Raw genomic sequence first — 22,452 nt, 5'->3', positions numbered from 1 at the left:
AGCGGGCGGCCGACCGCCTCTCACAGCTGAGGCGCCCGGCACGGACGGCACCGGCGGGCACGACGGCAACGGCAGCGGCTCCGCCGGACTCAGCCCCGGCTCGTCGGTCGCGAAGGTGCGGACACGGCCCGGCGGGGAGGTGGGCGTCTCGAACCGCACGGTCACCCGCCCGACGCCGCTCCCCTGCACCCAGCCGCGACCGTGCGCGTCGTGGACGACGTCCTCGCCCGGGAGCCAGCGCCGCGCCACGGCGGCCGCTCCGGTGGCGACAGCGCCGGCCTCCGCCTCCCCGCCCGACGGTGCGCCCTTCTCCGGTGCCGCGTCGGGCACGGGCGCCCGGTCGCGGGAGGCCTGGGCGAACAGGTCCTCCTGGGTGAAGTCGGCCAGGCCGCTCACCCCCACTCCGAGCAGCCGCACGCCGGCCGTGGTGTCGAGCCCGCCCAGGAGCCGCGCGGCGGCCTCGCGCACCACCGAGGGGTCGTCGGTCGGGCCGCGCAGTGTCTCGGAGCGGGTCACCGTCGTGAAGTCGTAGCCGCGCACCTTGAGCACCACCGTCCGGCCGGAGCGGCCCGCGGCCCGCAGGCGCCGGACGCAGCGGTCCGCCAGGCGGTCCACCTCTGCGCGCACCCTGGTCCGGTCGGTCAGGTCCTCGGCGAAGGTGTCCTCGACGGAGACGGACTTGGCGTCGCGCTCGGCGACCACCGGCCGGTCGTCCAGACCGCGCGAGAGATCGTGGACCGCGGTGCCGTGGGCCTGGCCGAGCAGCCTCACCAGTTCGGCACGGCCGGCCGTGACCGCGTCCCCGACGGTGACGATGCCCGCGCGGCGCAGCGTCGCGTCGGTGGCCGGACCCACGCCGGGCAGGGTGCGGACCGGGAGCGGGGCCAGGTACTCGCGTTCGGAGCCCGGCTCCAGCAGCAGCAGACCGTCCGGCTTGGCCTGCTCCGAAGCGATCTTGGCGAGCATCTTGGACCCGGCGAGCCCCACCGAGGCGCTCAGGCCGGTGGCCCGCAGGATGGCCGCGCGGATCTCCGTGCCGATCGCACGGCACTCGGCGGCGGCAGGCGGTGGCCGGCCGTCGGCTGCCGCGCCGGCGGCGAGGTCGACGAACGCCTCGTCGAGGCTGAGCGGCTCCACCAGGGGGGAGAGCGCCCCCAGCAGGCCCATCACGACGCCGCTGACGTCCCGGTAGAGCGAGAAACGCGGATGGAGGTAGGCGGCGTTGGGACACAGCCGCCGGGCCTGTGCGACCGGCATCGCGGAGCGGATACCGAACCGCCTTGCCTCGTAGGAGGCGGTGGCCACGACGCCCCTGGCACCCACACCGCCGACCACGACGGCCTTGCCGCGGAGGCTGGGTTTGGCTGCCTGCTCGGCCGACGCGTAGAACGCGTCCATGTCGAGGTGGAGGAGGGTGGGCTCGGCCCGCATGGCTCCGATGGTGCCGTAAGGCACTGACACTCGCCCGCCCGGACACAGCGGAACCCGCGCGGATCGACCGCGCGGGTCGCCCCGCCGCGCCCGTCAGCCGCGCTTGCGGCGCCGCGCCAGCTCGTCCCCGGGGTGGTCCGGGATCACGGTCTCGCCGCTGCTGACCGTCTCGGCCTGCAGCTGGGCGAGCGCCTCCTCCACGTCGGTCCACACGGCGCCGACGGCGATCCCGAACAGGCCACGGCCGTTCCGCAGCAGGGCGGCGACCTCTTCGGCGGAGGAACAGCGGTAGACGGCGGCGCCGTCGCTGAGGAGGGTGGCTCCCGAGAGGGAGGCGAGTTCCTCGGTGCGCAGCGCCCGCACGGCGGCCCGGATCGACTGGAGCGATACGCCCGCGTCCAGCAGTCGCTTCACGATCTTCAGCACCAGGATGTCGCGGAATCCGTAGAGCCGCTGGGTGCCGGAGCCGTGCCCGGGGCGGATGCTGGGCTCGACCAGGCCGGTCCGGGCCCAGTAGTCGAGCTGGCGGTAGGTGATGCCCGCGGCGGCGCAGGCGCTGGGACCGCGGTATCCGAGGAGGGGGGCGCGCTCGCCGGCGTTGTCGGTCGTGAGGGGCCGGTGGGAAGCAGGACGCGGCGCCTCGGCGGGCAGTGCGGGCACCCCGCTCGCCGCTCCCCTGTCGCCGTTACCTGTCACGCCGGCCTCCGTTCCGCCTGTCCGATCGTGCGCTCTCGCGGCCGTCCGGCTGCCGTCCGGCGGCGCGGTGGGTACCGCGCTCTCCCCAGACATGCCCCACAGACGCTAGGCACGCACCTTCCGCGCGTCAACGATCGCCACGCCGCGTCACTGGTTACTGGTACCGAAGTCCTCCGGAGAGATCTGGTCCAGGAACTCACGGAACCGCTCGACCTCGTCCTCCTGCTCGTCCGGGATGATGATCCCGGCGTCGTCGAGGACACCGTCGCTGCCGTAGATGGGCGTTCCGGTGCGCAGGGCGAGAGCTATGGCGTCCGACGGGCGGGCGCTGACCTCGGCGCCGCTGGCGAAGACCAGCTCCGCGTAGAAGACGCCGTCCCGGAGGTCCGTGATGCGCACCGCGTCGAGTTCCTCGCCGACCGCCTCCAGGACGTCCTTGAACAGGTCGTGCGTCAGCGGGCGGGGCGGAGTCATGCCCTGCTGCGCGAAGGCGATCGCGGTCGCCTCACCCGGTCCGATCCAAATGGGCAGGTAGCGGTCGCCCCCGACCTCCCGGAGGAGAACGATGGGCTGGTTGTTGGGCATTTCCACCCGGACACCCACGACGTCGAGCTGGTTCACACAGCAACCCTAGGCCGTGCCCGGCCGGTTTGGATAGTCGGGCACGTCCACAGGGGCCGAGCAACCCCGTGGACGTGCCCGCGCGCCTCAGCCTCCGGCGTAGAAGACGAGGCGGTACTTCCCGATCTGCACCTCGTCACCGGTGGAGAGCACGACGGCCTCGTCGATCGGCTCACGGTTGACGTAGGTGCCGTTGAGGCTGCCCTTGTCGGTCGCCACGAAGCCGCCCTCGGCGCGACGCTGGAACTCGACGTGCCGGCGCGAGACCGTGACGTCGTCCAGGAAGATGTCGCTCTGCGGATGGCGGCCGGCGGTGGTGACGTCGCTGTCCAGCAGGAAGCGGCTCCCGGAGTTCGGGCCGCGTCGCACGACGAGCAGCGCCGAGCCCGGCGGGAGGGCGTCCACGGCGGCCTGGGCCTCCGCGGAGAGCGACGGGGTGGCCTGCTGGCCGGTCATCTCGGCCTCGTAGGCCTCGATACCGCTGATGGAGAGCGTGGACGTCGTCTCGGACGACGCCTCGGCCGGGATGCCGCCGCCGCGCAGCGGGTTGCCGCACTGCGAGCAGAACCGGCTTCCGGCCGCGTTCTGGTTGCCGCACCGCGGACAGGCGGCGGTCTCGGACCCCGCACCGGCGTTCGCCGGTCCCCGGGCGCCTATACCGCCGGCCCCCTGGGTGTGACCCGACTCCGTTGCCGCACCCGCCACCTCGTCACGGAAGAGCGGGCGTTCCCGCTCCCCGGACGGAGGTGGAACAGGGGTATCGCCCGGCCGACCGGCGCGATGCCGTGCGGCACTCTCCGTGCCACCCTGCCGCCTGCCGAACAACTTAGCGAAAAAACTCACCGACGATTCCCCTCGCACCAGTCCACCCGCCTGTCGGGGCGGGCAGTCCATTGTCTCTCACGGGTCGCTTACGACGTCCTGGCAACGCCCGCTTCCCTCGTTCAGTTTCCCTCACCTGGCGCGTCGCAGCCGTCCGCCCCCGCCGACGGATCCGGCCAGATCACGATGACGACTGAGCGTAGTCAGGCTGCTCCGCGGACCGCAAGGCGTCCACCGTGACCTCGTCGGGCCGGTTGACGGTCACGGTCGCGCCCTCCTTCTCCAGCGACTGCACGACACCTCCGGGGATGTTCAGCGCGGGCTCCAGGTCGTGCGGCCGGCCGATCACCTCGATGCGGAACGGACGGTCCACCGGCTCACCGTCGATCAGCACCTGGTCGTCGCCGTCCACGAAGGACGTGCTGGCGACCACCCGGACGTCGTTGATCTGCATGGCCTCGGCCCCGGCGGCCCGCAGTTCCTGGACGGCGTCCAGCAACCGGTCGGCGCCGACGGCGCCTCCCGGGTCGGAGATCCGCACGTCGATACCCGGCCCGGTGGCCGCAACCGTACCCGCAAGGACGCCGAGCTGCAGCTCCCGTTCCCGGTTCTGCTTGCGGACCTCCTCCTCCTGGTCGGAGCTGGTCTCCAGTTCCGTGCGCTGGCGCTCCAACGTGCCCCGCTCGTCGTCGAGTCGCTTGGTGCGCTCGTCGAGGTCGCTGAGGATGCGCACCAGGTCCTCGGGGCGGGCGCCGCGCAGGGCGCCGTCCTCCCCGGCCGCGCGGATCTGCACCGCCAGGCCGAGGCCCAGGACGAACAGCAGCGCGGCGACGATCAGCTGGGCCCGGGAGAACCGCGGCGGCCACAGCCCGGACAGCAGCGCGTCCCGGCCGGTCGGCGGCTTGGACTCGCCGTCCGCCCCGGGGCGGGCCTCGCCGCCGGCTCCGTCGCGGTCACCGGTGCCGTCACCGCCGGGTGCCCGGTGTGGCGGGCCGGCGGACGGGTTCGGCGGCGGTTCGGCGGGCCGGGGCGCGGGGGCGCCGGGCACCTCGCCCGGGTCCGCCGAAGCGGAACCGGGCCGTCCGGGTCCCGGGGCGCCCGCCGCCGGGCGGGGGCCGGGGGTCCTGGCGATCGGGCGTCCCATCCCGGGCGGCGGCAGCGCGGGGCGCCCGCCGGTGGGCGGGGCGGGGCGCCGTCCGTCACCGGGTGCCGCGGGCGGTGGGCCGGACGGCCTGCCGTCGGGGTCGCCGCGCTCGGGGCGTGGCGCGCCGTCAGGGCCCTGGTGCGGCCCCTCGGCGCGCCACCGGTCGTCGCGGTGGTCACCGGGCCGTCGCTGCTCAGTCATGCGGCCTCACGCCCGGAAGATGTGGCGGCGGATAGACGCCGCGTTGGAGAAGATCCTGATGCCGAACACCACGACGACACCGGTGGACAGCTGCGCACCGACCCCGAGCTGGTCGCCGAGGAAGACGATGAGCGCCGCCACCACGACGTTGGAGAGGAAGGAGACGACGAAGACCTTGTCGTCGAACTTCCCGTCGAGTCTGGCCCGCAGTCCGCCGAAGACGGCGTCCAGGGCGGCCACCACGGCGATCGGCAGATACGGCTCCATGCCGGTGGGCACGACCGGACTGGTGATGACCCCCACCACGATCCCCAGTACCAGCCCCAGAACGGCGATCACGGTGTCTGTTCCTCTCCTGGATTCCCGGGCTGCTCCGGTGCCTGCTGCCCCGGTGCTCCCCCTGGCTGTGTCTGCTCCCCTGCCGACGGGCCCGGCCCGCCCGGCGTCTCCGGCCCGCCCGGCGTCTCCGGTTCGGCCGACGCTCCCGGCTCGGCGGACGTCTCCGGTTCGGCGGAGCCGGTGGGCGCCCGGCTCTCGTCGCCTCCGCCTCCGGGATCGTGCGGCGTGGCACTGCGCAGCGTCAGGCTGGAGGCGGCGGGCAGCCGCAGCTCGTCACGGACGGTGACCGAGGCCCGGATGCCGTAGTGCTCACGCAGTGACTCGAGGGTCGCCCCGCCCGCGCTGCGTTCGAAGGCGGTCCGCAGCTCCTCGCCGTCGCCCACGGCGTGGACCGTGTAGGGCGGCGCGAGTGGCCGGTTGTCGACCAGGACGGCGTCCCCGGCCGCGCGGATCGCGGAGACGGCGGTGAGGCGCTGGCCGTTGACGGCGACCGCCTCGGCCCCGGCGGACCAGAGCCCGTTGACCACCCGTTGCAGGTCCCGGTCGCGGATACGGCCGGTGTCGGCGAAGCCGCCGCCGTCCCGGGGGCCGCCGCCCAGGCCGTCGCCCGCGCCCTCCGCGTCGTCCAGCACCAGCTCCAGACCGGGCCCGCTCACGGCGATGGCCCCGGCCAGCAGCGCGGTCAGCTCGGCCTCACCGCCGCCCCCGCCGGTCAGGGCGGCGCGGCGCAGCTCGGCCACGAAGTCCCGGAGTTCGTCGACCTCCTCCTGGAGGCGCTCGGTCTCCTGGGTGCCGCGCCCGACCCGGTCGACCAGCTCACGCCGCTCCTCGGCGACGGCCGGGGCGGAGGCGCGGGCCTGCACCGCCCCCAGGGTGATGACCATCGCGGTGAGCAGCACACCGGCCACCAGCCACAGCCGGCGGCCGCCCGGTGCCGCCTCCCCGGACGCGGCACGGCGCGCGGCGGCCTCCTCGTAGCCGGCGTCCAGCGGGTGGTCCATGACCTCGTTGAGCAGCCACATGGACGCGTCGGGGCGCGGTGTGTTGGCCGCGCGCTCGGGGCCGGGCTGCTGGGGCATGGCGGACATCGTCGCACGCCGCCGGACGGGTGAAGCAGCAGGGCCCCTCCCGTCCGGCGGAGCGGATCAGTCGCCGGCGCTGTCGACCACGGCGCTCCAGCGGTCCAGCAGTTCCCGGGCGGCGCTGTCGTCCGGTCCCTCGGCCCACAGGTGGGTGACGGCCTCGGCAGGATCGGGCAGCACGAGGACCCAGCGGCCGTCGGACTCGACGACGCGCACGCCGTCGGTGGTGTCCACGCGCCGCCCCTCCGCCGACTCCACGACGCGGCGCATCACCATGCCCTTGACGGCCCAGGGGGTGACGATGTCCCGGCGCAGCACGTGCGCGCGCGGGATGCGGGCGTCGATCTGGCTGAGGGAGAGCTGGGTCCGGGCGACGAGTCCGGTCAGCCGTACGAAGGCTGCCGAGGCGTCGAAGACGTTGCCGAACTCCGGAATGATGAAGCCGCCCTGCCCGTCGCCGCCGAAGGCGGTGGCCTCCTTCGCCGCGGCGCGGGTGAGGTCGTCGGGTGAGGTGGTCGTCCACTCCACCTGGGTGCCGTGGTAGGCGGCGACCTGTTCGGCGATGCGGGTGGTGGTCACCGGCAGGACGACCCGGCCGCTGCGCCGCTCGGCGGCGACGAGGTCGAGCATGACCAGCAGTGCCCGGTGGTCGTCGATGACGCGTCCCCGCTCGTCGACGAGGGAGAGCTGTTCGCCGACGGGGTCGAACCGGACGCCGAACGCGGCGCGCGAGGACGCGACCATCTCACCCAGCCGCACCAGGGCCGCCGCGCGTTCCTCGGCGGTCTCCGTGGGGTGGGACTCGTCCAGGCCCGGGTTGATGGTGAGGGCCTCCACGCCGAGCTTGCCGAGCAGGCTGGGCAGCACCAGGCCGGCGCTGCCGTGCGCCGCGTCGACGACGATCTTCAGTCCGGCCTCGGCGACGCCCTCGGTGTCGATGGCGCGCAGCAGCGACCCGCTGTAGGCGTCGAAGACACTGGCGGGGAAGCGCAGGTCGCCGATCTCCCCGGGGAACGCGCGCCGGTACTCCTGCCGCGCGTAGACGCGGTCGAGCTTGCGCTGGCCGCCCTGGGAGAGGTCGGCGCCGTGCTCGTCGAGGAACATCACGTCGACCGACTCGGGCACGCCGGGCGTGGTGCGGATCATGATGCCGCCGGCGCTGCCGCGGGCGGTCTGCTGGCGGGCGACGGGCAGGGGCACGTTCTCCAGGTCGCGGACGTCGATCGCGGACGCCTGGAGGGCGGAGATGACGGCTCGCTTGAGGGCGCGGGCACCGCGGGAGTGGTCGCGCGCGGTGGTGACGGTGGCGCCCTTCTTGAGGGTGGTGGCGTAGGCGCTGGCGAGGCGGACGGCGACCTCGGGCGTGATCTCGACGTTGAGGATGCCGGACACGCCGCGGGCGCCGAAGAGGCTGGCCTGTCCCCGGGACTCCCAGATGACGGAGGTGTTGACGAAGGCGCCGGCCTCGATCGTCTTGAAGGGGTAGACACGGACGGTGTCCTGGATGATCGACTCCTCGCCGATCAGGCACTCGTCGCCGACGACGGCGCCGTCCTCGATCCGGGCGGCTCGCATGACGTCGGTGTTCTTGCCGACCACACAGCCGCGCAGGTTGGTCTGGGGTCCGACGTAGACGTTGTCGTGGATGACGGCGCGGTGCAGGAAGGCGTCGGACTTGACGACGACGTTCGATCCGATGACGGTGTGTTCGCGGATCTCGGCGCCGGCCTCGACCTTGGCGTAGTCGCCGATGTAGAGGGGGCCGCGCAGCACCGCGTCGGGGTGGACCTCGGCGCCTTCGGCGACCCAGACGCCCGGGGAGATCTCGAAGCCGTCGATCTCGACGTCGACCTTGCCCTCCAGGACGTCGGCCTGGGCCTTGACGTAGCTCTCGTGGGTGCCCACGTCCTCCCAGTAGCCCTCGGCGATGTAGCCGTAGACGGGCTTGCCCTCCTTCATCAGGCGGGGGAAGACGTCACCGGACCAGTCCACGGGCACGTCGGGCTCGACGTAGTCGAAGACCTCGGGCTCCATGATGTAGATGCCGGTGTTCACGGTGTCGGAGAAGACCTGGCCCCAGGTCGGTTTCTCCAGGAACCGTTCGACCCGGCCCTCCTCGTCGACGATGGTGATGCCGAACTCCAGCGGGTTGGGCACCCGGGTCAGGCAGACGGTCACCAGGGCGCCGCGTTCGCGGTGGAAGCGGATCAGCTCGGTGAGGTCGAAGTCGGTGAGGGCGTCGCCGGAGATGACGAGGAAGGAGTCGTCCTTGAGCGCCGCCTCCGCGTTCTTGACGCTGCCGGCGGTGCCGAGCGGCTTTTCCTCGTTGGCGTAGGTGAGCTCCATGCCCAGCTCCTCGCCGTCACCGAAGTAGTTCTTCACCAGTGACGCCAGGAACTGGACGGTGACCACGGTCTCGGTGAGCCCGTGGCGCTTCAGCAGCCGGAGCACGTGCTCCATGATCGGGCGGTTGACCACGGGCAGCAGTGGCTTGGGCATGCTCGCGGTCATCGGCCGGAGCCTGGTGCCCGAGCCCCCTGCCATTACGACGGCCTTCATAGTGGAAGTGTCCTCCTCGCAGAGCGGACAGTCATGCCGACTGGGCCGTCCGGACGAATCCACCCGGGGGAGACGTGACGCGGGTCGTCCCCGCGCGGACGGTGCCGGGCCTCAGCCACGCTGCCGGAGGCGGGATCAGTCGGCCGCGGCGTCCGCCGTGAGAAGTCGGCGGACCTGGACCACGTAGAGGATCCCTGCCCACCAGTACAGCGCTGTACCCCAGACTGCGAACGCCCATCCGAAAACAGCAGCCAGTGACGACACGGTTCCGCTTCCGTCGCTGAGGAGCAGCAGCGGGAAGGCGTACATGAGGTTGAAGGTGGCGGCCTTGCCGAGGAAGTTGACCTCGGGCGGAGCGTAGCCGCGGCGGTCGAGCAGGATCACGGCGACCAGCAGCACCAGCTCGCGCAGGACCAGCAGCGCGGTGATCCACCACGGGAGGATGTCACGCCAGGTGAGGCCGACGAGGGTGGCGAGGATGTACAGCCGGTCGGCGGCGGGGTCGAGCAGGGCGCCGAGCCTGCTGACCTGGTTCCAGCGCCGGGCCAGCTTGCCGTCGAGGTAGTCGCTGACGCCGCTGAGGGCCAGGACGAGCAGGGCCCATCCGTCGAGGTTCGGCCCGCCGAAGACCGGTGAGAGCACCAGCCACAGGAAGAGCGGTACTCCGGCCAGCCGCGCCATGCTCAGCAGGTTGGGGATGGTGAAGACCCGCTCGGTCTGAACCCCCGTCTGTTGGACCTCCACCGGCCGAGCCCTCCCGTTGTGTCGTGCCGGCCGTCACGGTGTTACGGCGCTGTGCCGACCCTACCGGCCGGGTGCCCGGCCCCACCGGAGGGGCTCCCCGGGCGGGTGACGGGGAGTGGACCTGAGCGGAGCGGTTACATGACTTACGCTCGTGTAGCGGCACAAACGTCCGAAAAGCGTTACCGCCCGGTCCGGGCTCCCCACCGAGGAGGCTGCCTTCATGACCACCGTCTCGTCCCCGCTGGCCGGGCGCGTGATCCCCCTGGAGGAGGTGCCGGACCCGGTCTTCGCGGACTCACTGGTGGGCCCCGGCGCGGCCGTCGACCCGGTACGGGTGCCCTTGGAGGCGCTGGCGCCGCTGGACGGCATCGTCGTCTCGCTCCAGGCGCACACCTTCGTGGTGGTCGACGCCTCGGGACACGCGGTGCTCACGCATCTGGGCATCGACACGGTGCGGCTGGCGGGCGAGGGGTTCGAGCCCCTGGTCGGCAAGGGTGACAGCGTGCACCGGGGCCAGCCCCTGATCCGCTGGGACCCGGCCGCTGTGGCGGAGGCGGGGCACTCCCCGGTCTGCCCGGTGGTGGCCCTGCAGGCGGCGCCGGGCGACCTGGCAGGGTTGCGTACCGGGCGCGACGTACGGGCAGGCGATGTGCTGTTCGGCTGGAACTGAGACCGGAGAAGGGTCAGATGGACGCGAGTCTGCAGGGTGTCGGGGTGAGCCACGGGGTGGCCAGGGGCGAGGTGCGCCACATGGGCACCGCAGTGCTGGAGCCACCCGCCAGGGAACTGGCGGACGGGGAGGCGCCCCGTGAACGGGGCCGCGCCGAGCGCGCGGTGGAGGCGGTCGCGGCGGATCTGGAGGCGCGCGGCACGCTCGCCGGCGGCGAGGCACAGGCGGTGCTGGAGGCCCAGGCCCTGATGGCCCGGGACCCGGAGCTCAAGGCGGACGTGGAACGCCGCGTCGACGCCGGGTCGACCGCCGAACGCGCGGTCCACGACGCGTTCGGCGCCTACCGCGAACTGCTCGCGGGCGCCGGGGAGTACCTCGCCGGCCGGGTCGCGGACCTGGACGACGTGCGGAACCGGATCATCGCGCGGCTGCTGGGCGTGCCGATGCCCGGGGTGCCTGACAGCGACGGGCCGTTCGTGCTCATCGCCCGCGATCTGGCCCCGGCTGACACGGCGTTGCTGGATCCGGCGCTGGTGCTGGGGTTCGTCACGGAGGAGGGCGGACCGACCAGTCACAGCGCGATCCTGGCTCGGGCGCTGGGAGTCCCGGCCGTCGTGGCGCTGCCGGGCGCCGGAGAGCTGGCCGAGGGCACCGTCGTAGCGGTGGACGGCGAGACCGGGGAGATCATGGTCAACCCCGACGAGGAGGAGTGGTCCCGGCTGGAGCAGCGCGCGGGTGAGCGGCGCGCGGCGCTCACCGGGGTGCGGGGGCCGGGGGCGACCTCGGACGGACACAAGGTGCCGCTGCTGGCGAACATCGGCGGGCCCGGCGACGTCCCGGCCGCGCTGGAGGCGGGAGCGGAGGGTGTGGGGCTGTTCCGTACCGAGTTCCTCTTCCTCGGTGACGGTTCGGACGGCGGCCGGGCCCCGTCGGTCGAGGAGCAGGCGGCCGCCTACCGGGAGGTCCTCCAGGCGTTCCCGGACGGCCGCGTGGTGGTGCGGGTGCTGGACGCGGGCGCGGACAAGCCGCTGTCGTACCTCAACCCCGTCCAGGAGCCGAACCCGGCGCTCGGGGTGCGTGGGCTGCGGGCGCTGCTGGACCATCCCGATGTCCTCCACGGGCAGTTGACGGCGTTGGCAGCCGCCTCGGAAGGGCTCTCCGCCTACCTGGAGGTGATGGCCCCCATGGTGGCCGGCCCCGGTGAGGCACGGGCGTTCGCCGAGGCCTGCCGGGCGGCGGGACTGCGGGCCAAGTCGGGTGTGATGGTGGAGGTCCCCTCCGCGGCGCTGCGCGCGCGTTCGCTGCTCCAGGAGGTGGAGTTCCTCTCCCTGGGTACCAACGACCTGGCGCAGTACACGTTCGCGGCCGACCGGCAGGTGGGCGCGCTGTCGGGGCTGCAGGACCCGTGGCAGCCGGCGCTGCTGGACCTGGTGGCGATGGCGGCGGACGCCGCCAAGGCGGAGGGCAAGAGCTGCGGGGTGTGCGGCGAGGCCGCGTCGGACCCGCTGCTGGCCTGTGTGCTGACCGGACTGGGCGTCACCAGCCTTTCGATGGGGGCTGCCTCCATTCCCTATGTGCGAGGGATGCTGGCCTCGCACACGCTGGCGCAGTGCGAGCGCGCGGCGTCGGCGGCGCGGGCCGCGGACAGCGCCGAGGACGCGCGTGCGGCCGCCACGGCGGTACTGGCCGCCGGCTGACGCCCGGGCTGATCACCCGTCTGCGGGAATCCGGGGCGGCCGGGCCGACGTGAGCGGCCCGGCCGCCCCGCCGCAGTCAGAACTCCCAGCAGTGGAAGGCCGGGAGTTCGGTCGCCGCGCGGTGCGCGACACCCGCCTCGGGAGGCACCGGTTCACCGGTACCGGGTTCGGTGCAGCAGGCCATGAAGACCTCCGCCTCGCTCAGCGCCCGCAGCCTGCCGCCGGTCACGGCCCAGCCGCGCACCTCCTGCGGTGGTGGGGCACCGGCGGAGTCCTCACCGGGCCGCGGGGCCGGGCGGGCCGGTTCGGCCTCTTCGGCCGGGGCGCCCAGGTGGGGGACGGTGCGCAGCAGCAGTCCCGCGCCCTCCCCCTCGGCGAGGGCGACGGCGAGGACCATGCAGAGCAGCAGCCCGTCGGGATCGGCCAGGACCGAGGTGCCGGCCGGAGTCACCCGGCCGGTGAGGACGGCGCCCTCGGACGCGCGGGACGCGTCGGGCGGCTGGGTGTCGCCGCCCCCGTCCGGCCGCGGTTCCCCCTCGTGCGGTGTCCCGGCGGCCTCTCCGCGGTGCAGCACCGCGGAGAGCGGGCCGTCGGAGGCGACCAGGGAGCAGACGAGCCGGTGGGTGCCCGGCCCCGCCCGCAGCAACAGTTCCTCGACGGTGTCGGCGGCGCGCTGGAAGGCGCATTCGGCCAGTGGTCCGCGGCAGCGTGGGCAGCGGCCGGCCGCTGCCAGCTGGTCCGAGCAGCGCTCCCATGTCTGCCGGGCGTCGTGAGCCGTGCGGAGCTCCGCGAGCAGCCGCTGGACGCCCTGGCCGTGGTAGCGGACCGAGCAGCCGCGGGCGGCCACTTCTCCGGCGTAGCGGGCGCGGGCCGCCGCCTCCCCCGGCGCCAGTGACGCGCGGGCGCAGTAGTCCCGGTACTCGTGCGGGTCGAGCAGCGCGACCCGCACCTGGCCACCGCGTCGGGCCAGCCGTCGTAGGTGGCCCTCCAGCCCGCGCAGGTAGCCGTCGCGGTCGTCGAAGCCCAGGCCGCCGCAGCGGTGGAGGGTCGCGAAGGCGTCCGCGTCGGCCACGACGGCGACGGTGCTGACGGTCTCGGCGTGCAGCGGACGTACCGCGTGGCGCGCGTGTGGTGGTGTGCGGTGGGTGGGTGCCATGGCGATCCCCCTCGGGAGCGGGCCGGAGCCCTCGACTGACGGTCATCACGCACAGTAGTATCGACCACTGACAGTGACGACGGTCCGGGGGCCTCCGGCCCTCCCGGGCGACGAGGGGGGATGCTCAGGCGGCGCGTTCGCGGCCCAGCCGGGCGTAGAACTCCAGCAGCGTCACATCGTCCACCGAACCGGGGTTGACCGCCTTCTCCATCGGGGTGCCCTGCAGGAGCCTCTTGACGGGGACCTCGATCCGTTTGCCGGTGAGGGTGTGCGGCACCGCCCGCACCGCGATCACCTCGTCCGGCACATGACGTGGCGACAGTTCCTCACGCAGGGCGCCGGCGATCCTCCCGCGCAGCGCCTCGTCCAGTTCGGCTCCGGGTGCGAGGTGGACGAAGAGCGGCATCCAGTAGCCGCCGTCTGGCAGTTCGACGCCGATGACCAGGGACTCCTGGATCTCGGGCAGCCGCTCGACGACCTCGTAGATGTCGGCAGATCCCATCCGCACCCCCTGCCGGTTGAGAGTGGAGTCGGAACGGCCGTGGATGACGACGCCGCCGTGGCCGGTGAGGGTGATCCAGTCCCCGTGCCGCCACACCCCGGGATAGGTCTCGAAGTAGCTCTCCCGGTACCGCTCGCCACCGGGATCGTTCCAGAAACGGACCGGCATCGAGGGCATGGGGTTGGTGACGACCAGTTCGCCGACCTCGTCGGTGACGGCCCGGCCCTCCGGGTCCCACGCCTGCAGGTCGGTGCCCAGACACGCGGCCTGGAGTTCCCCGACGTGGACGGGCAGGGTGGGCACGGCGCCGGCGAAGCAGCTGCAGACGTCGGTGCCGCCGCTGACGGAGGCGATCCACAGGTCGGCGGCCACCTCCTCGTGGAGCCAGCGGAACCCGTCGGGCGGCAGCGGGGACCCGGTGGTGGCCACGCACCGGGTCGCGGAGAGGTCGTGGTCACGTCCGGGACGCACGCCCTTCTTGGCGCAGGCGGTGACATAGGCGGCGGAGGTGCCGAACAGGGTGGCCCGGGTGAGTTCGGCGATCCGCCACTGGGCCCCGGTGCCGGGGTACGCCGGGCTGCCGTCGTAGAGCACGACCGTCGCGCCGACCAGCAGGCCGGAGGCGAGGAAGTTCCACATCATCCAGCCGGTGGAGGTGTACCAGAACAGCCGGTCGCCGGGGCCGAGGTCGCAGTGCAGGCCCAGCTGCTTGAGGTGCTCGACCAGGATGCCGCCCTGGGACTGCACGATGGCCTTGGGCAGCCCGGTGGTGCCCGAGGAGTACAGCACCCACAGCGGATGGCCGAAGGGGACCTGCTCGTAGACCGGGGCGGACTCCCGCCCCGGCCGGGCCACGGTGAGCGCGGCCCACTCCAGGGCGCCCTCGGGTGCGGGAGTGCCCAGCAGCGGGATGTGCACCACCGCGCGCAGCCCCGGCAGCTCCCGCCGGAGTTCGGCGACGGTCTCCGCGCGGTCGTGGGTCCTGCCCGCGTAGCGGTAGCCGTCCACGGTGAACAGCAGCACCGGGTCGACCTGCTGGAAGCGGTCCAGCACGCTGCGCGCCCCGAAGTCGGGGGCGCAGGAGGTCCACACCGCGCCCACCGCGGCGGTCGCCAGCAGCGCGATCACGGCCTCGGGGATGTTAGGGAGGTAGCCGCTGACCCGGTCGCCCGGGCGGACCCCCAGCTCACGCATCGACGCGGCGAGCGCGGCGACGCGGTCGCGCAGCTCTCGCCAGCTCACGGGCCGGGGGTCCTGCTCCTCGTCGACGCCGATGAGCGCCGGCTCGTCGGCGAGGGCGGGATCGTCGGCGAAGCGCAGGGCGTGGGCCGCGTAGTTCACCCGCGCGCCGGGGAACCACACCGCGCCCGGCATCGCGCGCTCACCGAGCACCCGCTCGGGGGGCGAGGTGAAGGAGACCTCGAACCAGTCGGCCACCGCCTGCCAGAAGCTCTCCGGCTCGTCGACCGACCAGCGGTGCAGCGACGCGTAGTCGCGTTCCGGGCCCTCCCCCAGTGGGCGTGGCGCGCCGTGCCGTTCGGCGGCCCAGCGGTGGAAGCGGGTCAGCCCGGCCGCTTCGACCCGCTCCGGGCCCGGCCGCCACAGGGGCTGCGGTTCGATGGCCGGATCGACGTGGTGCGAGGTCATGGGCGGCTCCCGGTGAGTACGCGTCGTGTGCGTCGCCCCGCGCACGTGCGGGGGTGTGCGCGTGACGCGGTTCAGCGAGACCCTGCCATGTCGCCGGGCCGGGCACCAGGGCGGGACACCACATCGCGGGGCCACCACACGTGTGGCCGCCACACAGCCGCCCGCGGCCGGCGTCCGCCCGGGCGGGCGGTCGCGGGCCGCGGTGTGGTGGACGCACCACGCGGTCGCCGGCCCGCCCTCAGGTCACCGCGGTCCGGGCCTCGGCGGAGCGGCGCAGGGCGTGCTCCACGACCGCGACCAGCGCCTCCCGCGCCGACTCCCGCACCCGTGCGTCGCAGAGCACCACCGGGATGTCGGGATCGAGGTCGAGCGCGGCGCGCACCGCGTCCGGCGGGTAACGCGTCGCTCCGTCGAAGCAGTTGACGCCCACCGCGAACGGCAGGCCCCTGCTCTCGAAGAAGTCGATGGCGGCGAAGCTGTCGGCCAGCCGTCGGGTGTCGGCCAAGACCACCGCGCCGATGGCGCCCTGGGCCAGCTCGTCCCACAGGAACCAGAACCGCTCCTGTCCGGGCGTGCCGAACAGATACAGCACCAGCGCGTCGCTGATGGTGATCCGGCCGAAGTCCATCGCCACGGTGGTGGTGCGCTTGGCGGCCACCCCGCTGGTGTCGTCGACGGGGCGGCCGGCCTCGGTGAGGCGTTCCTCGGTCTGCAGCGACCGGATCTCGCTCACGGCGCCGACCAGCGTCGTCTTGCCGACACCGAACCCGCCCGCGACCAGGATCTTCAGAGCCAGCGGGTCCGCGACCGCCGGTGCTATGTCAGAGGGCCCGGAGACCATCGATCACCTCACGCAGAATGTTCTCGTCCGGTAGCTGGGCGGCCGGGATGGGGCGGCTGATCCGCACCAGTCCGGTCTCCAGCAGGTCGCTGATCAGGACCCGTACCACCCCGACCGGCAGGTCGAGCCCGGTGGCCAGCTCGGCCACCGACTCCGACGCGCGCCGGCAGCGGTACAGGATCTCGGCGTGCTCGGGAGCCAGACCCTGCCCACCGGGAAGGGCGACGTCCGCGGGCAGTTCCTCGGCCCCGCCGATCAGCGCGGTGACCAGGGCGATCAGATCGAGGCGTTCCTCGCCGGAGGCACGGGTCCGGCCGCGCGTCATCGCGTACGGGCGCACCACCGGCCCCGCGTCCTCGTCGAACCACCCCGGGGTCATCGCACCACCCGGCCTACGCCAGGTCCGGGGCGATGTGCCGGGGTGGGGTGCCCAGATGGTCCCCGACCCGGCGGACCAGCAGCGTCATCTCGTAGGCGACCTGCCCGACGTCGGCGTCCGCGACCGTGAGCACGGCCAGACAGCTGCCGGAGCCCGAGGCCGCGACGAAGAGGAACGCCTCGTCGAGCTCCACCAGGGTCTGGCGCACCGAGCCCACCTCGAAGTGCCGCCCGACGCCCTTGGCGAGGCTGTGGAAACCGGAGGCGACCGCGGCCAGATGCTCGCCGGCCTCCCGGTCCAGACCGCGGGAGGAGCCCCGGGCCAGGCCGTCGCCGGAGAGGACCAACGCGTGCTCGATGCTGCCGACTCTGGAGACCAGGTCGTCCAGGAGCCAGTCCAGCTCCGCGCTGCGCCGGGGTCCCCCGTTGAATGCCGTCTGCGGTGCGGTCATGGCTCGCGCCCCTCACGTCCGTCGGTGCCGGGCGGGTTCTCCCGTGACCGGCTGTCGTTCTGCTCCCGTCCGCGCTCCCAGCCTCGTTGCAGCGAGGACATCCGGGTCCGTACTTCCTCGGCGTCGGTCTCCGGCGCCGGGTCCCACCCGCCGGCCGGCCCGTTCGGGCCGCCGTCGCGCAACTGCGGTGCCAGCCGGGCCTGCCGCACCCGGCGGGGCAGCCCGGAGGCGGTGTCCACCGCGCCGTCGGCCGGATGCGGCTCGGGGCGGTGGACCGGCCCGGTGGCCCGGGCGCGCTCCCGCGGCTCCTCCGGCTCCTCCACCAGCGGCGGCACCTGCCGGACCTGGCGGCCGTTCTCGGCGACGAGCACCGGGGTGCGGCGGCGCTGGGGCAGCGGCAGCATCGGGTCGTCGGCCGGGGCCGCGGTGTGTTCCGAGCGGTCGCCGCCGTCGCGCGCGGGGGCCGGCGGCCCGTCCCCGTGCGGCACCGGTTCCGGCCCGGGAACGTTGACCGGCGCGTCCAGCTCGACCGGGCCGTCGACCGGGCCGTTGAGCAACGCCGGCGGGGAGGGGCGGTCGGGCAGCGGCGCGCGGTGGTCGGAGTCGTCCTCGACCGCGTCGGTCAGCAGTTCGCCGGGGAGCAGCACCACGGCGGTGGTGCCCCCGTAGGGCGAGGAGCACAGCGAGACGCGCACCTGGTGCCGGCGGGCGAGGCGGGAGACCACGAACAGCCCGAGCCGGTCGGTGTCGGAGAGCTCGAAGTCGGGCGTGGTGGCCAGGGTCTCGTTGGCGGACTCCATCGCCTCGGTGGTCATCCCCAGACCGCGGTCGTGGATCTCCAGCGAGAAGCCCTGCGGCACCCGCTCGCCCTGCACCTGGACGGCCGTGTGCGGCGGGGAGAAGACCGTGGCGTTCTCCATGAGTTCGGCGATCAGATGGCTGAGGTCGGCGACCGCGTTGCCCGCCACGGCCAGGCGCGGCAGGCGCCGGACCTCGATCCGTTCGTACTGCTCGACCTCGGCCACCGCGCCGCGCACCACGTCCATCAGCTGAACCGGCTTGCGCCACTGGCGGGCGGGGGCCGCGCCGGAGAGGATCACCAGGCCCTCGGCGTGGCGCCGCATCCGGGTGGTGAGGTGGTCGAGCCGGAACAGGTCGGACAGCTCGTCGGCGTCGTCGGTGCGCCGCTCCATGCTGTCCAGCAGGCTCAGCTGACGGTGCAGCAGCACCTGGTTGCGCCGGGCGAGGTTGACGAAGACGTCGGAGACGCCCCGCCGCATCTCGGCCTGCTGGACGGCGGCCTCCACGGCGGAGCGCTGCAGTGTGTTGAGTGCCCTGCCGACCTGACCGACCTCGTCCTTGCCGTACTCCAGGCGGGGCACCTCGGTCTCGACATCGACCTTCTCCCCGTCGCCCAGACGCCGCATGACGCTCGGCAGCCGCACCTCGGCCGAGTCGTGGGCCTCCCGCCACAGGGTGCGCAGATCGCGGATGAGGCCGCGTCCGACCCGGACGGAGACCACGACGGTCACCAGCACGGCGGCCAGCCCGAAGAGGCCGGCGCCGGCGGCGCGCGTCAGTACCGCGGTGGCGGCGGGCCCGACCTCGTCCTGGTAGCGGTCGCCCGCGGCGTCGGCGAGGGCGCGCAGTTCCGCGGCGCCGGTCGCGTTGATGTCGTCCCAGCGTCCGGGCTGCACACCCGCCGCGCCGTGGGCGAGCAGCGACTCCTCGGCGGAGACGAGCGTCTGGCCGTGGCCGGCCTGCCAGAAGTTCTGGTGCGCCCTGCGGTCGTCCGCGGGCAGGTCCGGCAGGTGCATGCCGTAGGCCAGGCGGCGTTCCGCGGTGCCCTCCGTCAGCAGCCGCACCTCGTTGTCGGTGAGCCGGCCGGCCGTCAGCGCGCCGGCGACCAGGGCGTCCGAGCGGGAGAGGTACTCCCCGGCGTGCCCCAGGCCGGCGACCGCCCGGCCGTGGCGGTCGAGCGCGACGTTCTCCAGCAGGTGCAGTGCCGACTGGAACCGCAGCCCCGGCTCGGTGAGTGCGTTGTACGCCTCCAGGGCGCCGTCGCGGGTGACGGTGTTGGTGTCGACGCGGTCCCGGATGAGCTCCAGCCGGTCCAGCCCCTCCAGCAGGCCGTCGAGCCGCTCCTCGGCCCCGGAGTTCAGGTCGTCCCGGGCGCCGGCGGCGACGCTCTCCCGGACCTGCGCGACCGCGGTGTCGGTGGCCTCGCGGGCCCGCTCCAGATCGGCGCGGTCCCGGGGGTCGGCGAGATGGACGAGGGTCTGGCGCCGCTCCTGCTGCAGCGCGTGGACCGTGGCCTCCGCCGGCTTGCCGAGGCTGTCGGAGACCGCCGAGACGGCCAGCAGCTCACGCGCCTCCTGGGCGGTGATGGCGACCGCGAAGGCCCAGATGGCCACGAGCGACATCAGGGGTACCAGCAGCAGCGCCGTGATCTTCCGGCGCACGGACCTCCCCCGGAAACGCATGCCCTCCCCCAAGTTCCTTGTCATGGCCGCTTGTTCACGAAGCCACATCCTCTCCCCATCACACCTCTGAGTGAAACCGGTGAGACGCTCCGAGTTGTTCCGGGGCGCGCTCATCCTTGCCGGTCGCACCCTGCCACGCAAGGCGTTCTAACATGGTCGCGCGCGACATTTCCGTTCATCTCACCGTGCAGGGAGCGCAGGAGGATGGACTCCAGACCCCGGATGCCGGACCCGGTACGCGACTCGGCCGTGCGGGCGGTGCTGCTCATCGCCCTGACGCTGGTTCAGCTCGTCGTGGTGCTGCTGTGCGCCCTGGCCGGATCATGGCTGACCTACCCCATGCTGATCAGCACGCTGCTCAGCGCCGTGCTCTCCACCTGGGGCGTGCTCGACATCTGGGTGACCCGTCAGATGTGGCGGCAACGGCACGGCGTGGAGTCGCTGCCCAGCAGCGCCGCCCGGCGGCGGGCGCTGCGCCGCCGGTGACGCGGCCCGGCCCGGCGACACGACCCGCCCCCGCGCGGCCGGCTACCGGCCCGGGGGTGACTCCTCCCGCGCCCGCGACGCGGGAGCCGCGCCCCCCGCGTCCGCCTCCGCGTCACCGGAGCCGGAATCCGTGCCGGCGCCCGTGCCGGAGTCGCCGCCGCTGTCGAGGGCCGACGGCCCGCCCTGCGCCGGCACGGAGGCCGTCGCCACAGCCGGCCGGCGGAACATCCGGGTGGCCGTGATCTCGCTGTGGGTGCCGTCCGCGCCCTCCCGGCTCTTGGGAAGCCCCGGACGCAGGTGCTCCTCGACCCGGATGTACTTCAGCCCCGCCCGCAGGTCGGCGTCGTTGCGCAACCGGATCACCAGCGGAAACTCCGCCAGCGCCGTGGTGTCGAACAACCCGGTCGTGTAGAGCAGCTGGACACCGAGCGCGTCGGCGACCGCCCGTTGCAGCTCCAGCAGGTAGGTGGCGTTGGCCCTGCCGATCGGGTTGTCCAGGAAGAGCGTCCCGGCGTGCCGGTCCTCGTCCCGTCCCCGGTCGTTGCTGCGCAGTGCCGCCATCGTGCAGTACAGCGCGATGGCGGCGGTCAGCAGCTGGCCACCGGAGAAGACGTCGCCCATCTGCCCGACGGGGACCCGCTCGGCCCTCAGCACCGCGTCGGGCTTGAGGATCTCCACGGAGATCCCGCGCGGCCGCAGCCCGGCCTCGACGCCGCGCAGCAGCAGCGACATGCCGTCCCGGCGCAGATCGCTGTTCTTGCGGACCGCCGCGCTGGTCGTCTCGTCGATCACCTCGCCGAGCCGCTCGGTGAGCGTCGCCGGGTCCGGGTCGTCGAAGCGGATCCGGACGAACTCCTGCCCCGACCACTCGCCCAGTCCCTCGGGGAGACGCGAGAGCCGCTGCGCGGAGCGCAGGGTCGCCAGGGAGGACTCCACGAGGCCGCGCAGCCGCGCCACGATCGAGCCCCGGTTGCGCTCCAGCTGGGCCAGTTCGTCGGTGAGGACCCGCAGCCGGGGCGCGAACGCCTCGGCCCACGCCGCGGCGTGCTCGGGCAGTGCCGCTGCGGGGAGTTCGCGGATCTGCTGGCGTGCGGGCGTGCGCACCTGCTCGTAGCGGGTGGCGTTGGCGTGCCGGACCAGCTGGTCCGAGGCCTCCCGCACAGCGCCCTCGGCGGCGGAGAGGTCGGCGGCGCAGCCCCGCAGCGAGCGGCGGGTCTCCGAGGCGGCACGGCGGGCCTCCTCGGGCCCTCCCGGGTACGCCACGGCGGGCTCCTCCGTCTCCTCGGCGGCCGGGTCGCGGAGCAGGTCCCGCAGCTGCGCGGTGAGTTCCTCGAAGTCGCCGGTGGCGTTCGAGGCGGCCCGGTGGTCGTCCTGCAGGGCCGCCTGCACCTCGCGGGCGGTCTGCAGTGCCTGGCGGCAGGCCTCCTCCTCGGCTCCGGCGGTGCGCAGCAGTTCCCGGGCGTGGTCGGCGTCGCGCGGCAGCAGGGAGTCGGGCAGTTCGGTGTGGTGGCCGCCGTCGGACGGCGCGTGGCGCTCGGTCTCTCCCCGCAGCCGGCCGAGCTGCTCGCTGGCGGCCGAGGCGCGGGACTCCACCAGTTGCACCTGGGCCTCGGCCCGGGAGGCGGCCGCCTGGCGGGAGGGGCTGTCGGCGCCGTCGGTGGTCTCCAGCAGTTTGGCGGCCCGGGCCCGGACCTTGGCGCCGATCCGGTCGAGGGCGGCCTGCGCGGCGCTGGCGTCGCCCTCGGCACGGGCCTGTTCGGCGCGCAGGTCGGCGCCGACACCGACCTTGTCGTAGAGCTGGGCGGCGGTGCGGTACTGCTCGCGCAGCGCCGGCAGCGCGGTCTCGGGCGAGGCGGCGGCGTCCCGTGCCTCCTCCTCCGAGGCGGTGGGGCCCCCGATCTCGGCGCGCTCCGCGCGCAGCACGCGGGCGGTGCGGCGGGCGTCGTCGGCGGTGCGCTGGGCGGTGCGGCGGTCCTCGTCGGCGGCGCGGGCCCGGTCCAGCAGAACCTCGGCCCGGGCGCCGGCCTCGGCGGCGTCCTCGGCCAGCTCGCGCAGCGCCGCCTGCCAGCGTGGGCGTTCCCGGAGCCGGAAGGCGAGGCCGGCGAGGGCGTCGGCCCGCCGTCGGGCACGCTGGAGCACTTCCTGCCGCTCCTCGCGGACGGATGTGGCCTCGGTGGAGGCCTCTTCCGCCTCGGCGTGGAGCGCGGCAGCCGCCGCGAGTTCCTGCTCGGCGGCGGTGGCGGCCTCCCGCGCGGAGCCGGCGGTCGAGGCGAGTTCCCCGAGACGGCCGGGCGGGCAGCCCGCGCGCCACGAGGCGACGCGGGCTCCCAGCGCGCGGTCGGCGGCCAGGCGCGCCGCGAGCACGCGGATCGACTCGTCGCGTTCTCCCGCGCGGCGGCGCAGGGCGTGGCGTTCGGTGTCGGCGGCCCGCTCGTCGTGCATGGCGGGGTTCGGCGGCACCAGGAAGACACCGGTGTCGGTGGTGTCCGGGGCGGGGGTGG

At 74.1% G+C, this 22,452-nt stretch carries 17 protein-coding genes and 2 pseudogenes; 3 read left to right on the top strand and 16 right to left on the bottom strand.

What is annotated here, in order from left to right; genetic code table 11:
* The 9 genes and pseudogenes from E0D90_RS09015 to clsA all read right to left on the bottom strand — a co-directional run.
* Nucleotides 1-1,431: DNA polymerase IV (locus E0D90_RS09015; RefSeq protein ID WP_130797279.1), on the bottom strand; the 1,431-nt coding region annotated here is incomplete at its 3' end.
* A 93-nt stretch (nucleotides 1,432-1,524) separates the two neighbouring features.
* Nucleotides 1,525-2,127: a MerR family transcriptional regulator gene (locus tag E0D90_RS09010; RefSeq protein WP_307721134.1), complete on the bottom strand. Its 603-nt coding sequence runs from the start codon at nucleotides 2,125-2,127 to the stop codon at nucleotides 1,525-1,527.
* Nucleotides 2,128-2,274: 147 nt separating this feature from the next.
* Nucleotides 2,275-2,748, bottom strand: coding sequence for a bifunctional nuclease family protein (locus E0D90_RS09005; protein WP_103500821.1), 474 nt, complete (start codon nucleotides 2,746-2,748; stop codon nucleotides 2,275-2,277).
* 87 nt (nucleotides 2,749-2,835) lie between these two features.
* Nucleotides 2,836-3,453, bottom strand: a complete 618-nt coding sequence (locus E0D90_RS09000) for an FHA domain-containing protein (protein WP_307721133.1) — start codon at nucleotides 3,451-3,453, stop codon at nucleotides 2,836-2,838.
* A gap of 298 nt (nucleotides 3,454-3,751) precedes the next feature.
* Nucleotides 3,752-4,714 (bottom strand): DUF881 domain-containing protein, encoded by a 963-nt coding sequence (locus E0D90_RS08995; RefSeq protein ID WP_130797282.1) that lies wholly within the window; start codon nucleotides 4,712-4,714, stop codon nucleotides 3,752-3,754.
* Between the two features lie 207 nt (nucleotides 4,715-4,921).
* Complete coding sequence (locus tag E0D90_RS08990) at nucleotides 4,922-5,254, bottom strand: small basic family protein (protein ID WP_103500343.1); 333 nt, start codon at nucleotides 5,252-5,254, stop codon at nucleotides 4,922-4,924.
* Between the two features lie 191 nt (nucleotides 5,255-5,445).
* Nucleotides 5,446-6,333, bottom strand: a pseudogene (locus E0D90_RS08985) (DUF881 domain-containing protein); the annotation flags it as partial.
* 66 nt (nucleotides 6,334-6,399) lie between these two features.
* On the bottom strand, nucleotides 6,400-8,895 hold the full coding sequence (locus tag E0D90_RS08980) for a mannose-1-phosphate guanyltransferase (protein ID WP_103500344.1): 2,496 nt from the start codon (nucleotides 8,893-8,895) through the stop codon (nucleotides 6,400-6,402).
* A gap of 135 nt (nucleotides 8,896-9,030) precedes the next feature.
* A complete protein-coding gene (clsA, locus tag E0D90_RS08975; protein WP_103500345.1) occupies nucleotides 9,031-9,639 on the bottom strand; it encodes a cardiolipin synthase ClsA in 609 nt (202 codons plus the stop codon).
* Between the two features lie 220 nt (nucleotides 9,640-9,859).
* On the opposite strand from clsA, the gene E0D90_RS08970 reads away from it, so the two are divergent.
* Together E0D90_RS08970 and ptsP are read left to right on the top strand one after the other, a co-directional pair.
* Nucleotides 9,860-10,309 carry a PTS sugar transporter subunit IIA gene (locus E0D90_RS08970; protein WP_103500346.1) on the top strand — a complete coding sequence of 150 codons (450 nt, stop codon included), beginning with the start codon at nucleotides 9,860-9,862 and terminating at the stop codon, nucleotides 10,307-10,309.
* Nucleotides 10,310-10,326: 17 nt separating this feature from the next.
* Nucleotides 10,327-12,006 (top strand): phosphoenolpyruvate--protein phosphotransferase, encoded by a 1,680-nt coding sequence (gene ptsP, locus E0D90_RS08965; RefSeq protein ID WP_103500347.1) that lies wholly within the window; start codon nucleotides 10,327-10,329, stop codon nucleotides 12,004-12,006.
* A gap of 76 nt (nucleotides 12,007-12,082) precedes the next feature.
* Here the strand turns inward: ptsP and E0D90_RS08960 are convergent, their stop codons facing one another.
* The 6 genes from E0D90_RS08960 to E0D90_RS08935 all read right to left on the bottom strand — a co-directional run bounded on the left by E0D90_RS08960 (nucleotide 12,083) and on the right by E0D90_RS08935 (nucleotide 19,465).
* The gene (locus E0D90_RS08960; RefSeq protein ID WP_130797277.1) at nucleotides 12,083-13,162 is read right to left on the bottom strand and encodes a DUF8829 domain-containing protein; all 1,080 of its coding nucleotides are present in this window, start codon (nucleotides 13,160-13,162) and stop codon (nucleotides 12,083-12,085) included.
* Between the two features lie 124 nt (nucleotides 13,163-13,286).
* The gene (locus tag E0D90_RS08955) at nucleotides 13,287-15,311 is read right to left on the bottom strand and encodes an acetoacetate--CoA ligase (protein WP_130797276.1); all 2,025 of its coding nucleotides are present in this window, start codon (nucleotides 15,309-15,311) and stop codon (nucleotides 13,287-13,289) included.
* Nucleotides 15,312-15,549: 238 nt separating this feature from the next.
* On the bottom strand, nucleotides 15,550-16,152 hold the full coding sequence (locus tag E0D90_RS08950; RefSeq protein WP_103500350.1) for a GTP-binding protein: 603 nt from the start codon (nucleotides 16,150-16,152) through the stop codon (nucleotides 15,550-15,552).
* Nucleotides 16,133-16,531, bottom strand: coding sequence for a DUF742 domain-containing protein (locus E0D90_RS08945; protein WP_103500351.1), 399 nt, complete (start codon nucleotides 16,529-16,531; stop codon nucleotides 16,133-16,135). The genes E0D90_RS08950 and E0D90_RS08945 overlap by 20 nt, the downstream gene beginning before the upstream one ends.
* 13 nt (nucleotides 16,532-16,544) lie before the next feature.
* Nucleotides 16,545-16,982 carry a roadblock/LC7 domain-containing protein gene (locus E0D90_RS08940; RefSeq protein ID WP_103500352.1) on the bottom strand — a complete coding sequence of 146 codons (438 nt, stop codon included), beginning with the start codon at nucleotides 16,980-16,982 and terminating at the stop codon, nucleotides 16,545-16,547.
* Nucleotides 16,979-19,465 carry a sensor histidine kinase gene (locus E0D90_RS08935; protein ID WP_130797281.1) on the bottom strand — a complete coding sequence of 829 codons (2,487 nt, stop codon included), beginning with the start codon at nucleotides 19,463-19,465 and terminating at the stop codon, nucleotides 16,979-16,981. Before E0D90_RS08935 ends, E0D90_RS08940 begins: the two co-directional genes overlap by 4 nt.
* 204 nt (nucleotides 19,466-19,669) lie before the next feature.
* Here E0D90_RS08935 and E0D90_RS08930 point away from each other — a divergent pair, with 204 nt between their 5' ends.
* Nucleotides 19,670-19,951: a hypothetical protein gene (locus E0D90_RS08930; protein WP_227870088.1), complete on the top strand. Its 282-nt coding sequence runs from the start codon at nucleotides 19,670-19,672 to the stop codon at nucleotides 19,949-19,951.
* 42 nt (nucleotides 19,952-19,993) lie between these two features.
* On the opposite strand, the pseudogene E0D90_RS27480 reads toward E0D90_RS08930, so the two are convergent.
* Nucleotides 19,994-22,452, bottom strand: a pseudogene (locus E0D90_RS27480) (hypothetical protein); the annotation flags it as partial.

Origin of the sequence: Streptomyces otsuchiensis, assembly GCF_004305975.1 — a bacterium.
GTDB lineage: Bacteria > Actinomycetota > Actinomycetes > Streptomycetales > Streptomycetaceae > Streptomyces > Streptomyces otsuchiensis.
This window is presented reverse-complemented; position numbering and strand designations above follow the sequence as displayed.

Excerpts from the sequence above, each read along its gene's own strand:
- E0D90_RS08995 (WP_130797282.1), bottom strand. The coding sequence starts at position 4,714 with ATGGGACGCCCGATCGCCAGGACCCCCGGCCCCCGCCCGGCGGCGGGC.
- E0D90_RS08955 (WP_130797276.1), bottom strand. The coding sequence starts at position 15,311 with ATGACCTCGCACCACGTCGATCCGGCCATCGAACCGCAGCCCCTGTGG.
- E0D90_RS08940 (WP_103500352.1), bottom strand. The coding sequence starts at position 16,982 with ATGACCGCACCGCAGACGGCATTCAACGGGGGACCCCGGCGCAGCGCG.
- E0D90_RS08980 (WP_103500344.1), bottom strand. The coding sequence starts at position 8,895 with ATGAAGGCCGTCGTAATGGCAGGGGGCTCGGGCACCAGGCTCCGGCCG.
- E0D90_RS08945 (WP_103500351.1), bottom strand. The coding sequence starts at position 16,531 with ATGACCCCGGGGTGGTTCGACGAGGACGCGGGGCCGGTGGTGCGCCCG.
- E0D90_RS08935 (WP_130797281.1), bottom strand. The coding sequence starts at position 19,465 with ATGCGTTTCCGGGGGAGGTCCGTGCGCCGGAAGATCACGGCGCTGCTG.
- E0D90_RS08960 (WP_130797277.1), bottom strand. The coding sequence starts at position 13,162 with ATGGCACCCACCCACCGCACACCACCACACGCGCGCCACGCGGTACGT.
- E0D90_RS08970 (WP_103500346.1), top strand. The coding sequence starts at position 9,860 with ATGACCACCGTCTCGTCCCCGCTGGCCGGGCGCGTGATCCCCCTGGAG.
- E0D90_RS08930 (WP_227870088.1), top strand. The coding sequence starts at position 19,670 with ATGGACTCCAGACCCCGGATGCCGGACCCGGTACGCGACTCGGCCGTG.
- ptsP (WP_103500347.1), top strand. The coding sequence starts at position 10,327 with ATGGACGCGAGTCTGCAGGGTGTCGGGGTGAGCCACGGGGTGGCCAGG.
- E0D90_RS08950 (WP_103500350.1), bottom strand. The coding sequence starts at position 16,152 with ATGGTCTCCGGGCCCTCTGACATAGCACCGGCGGTCGCGGACCCGCTG.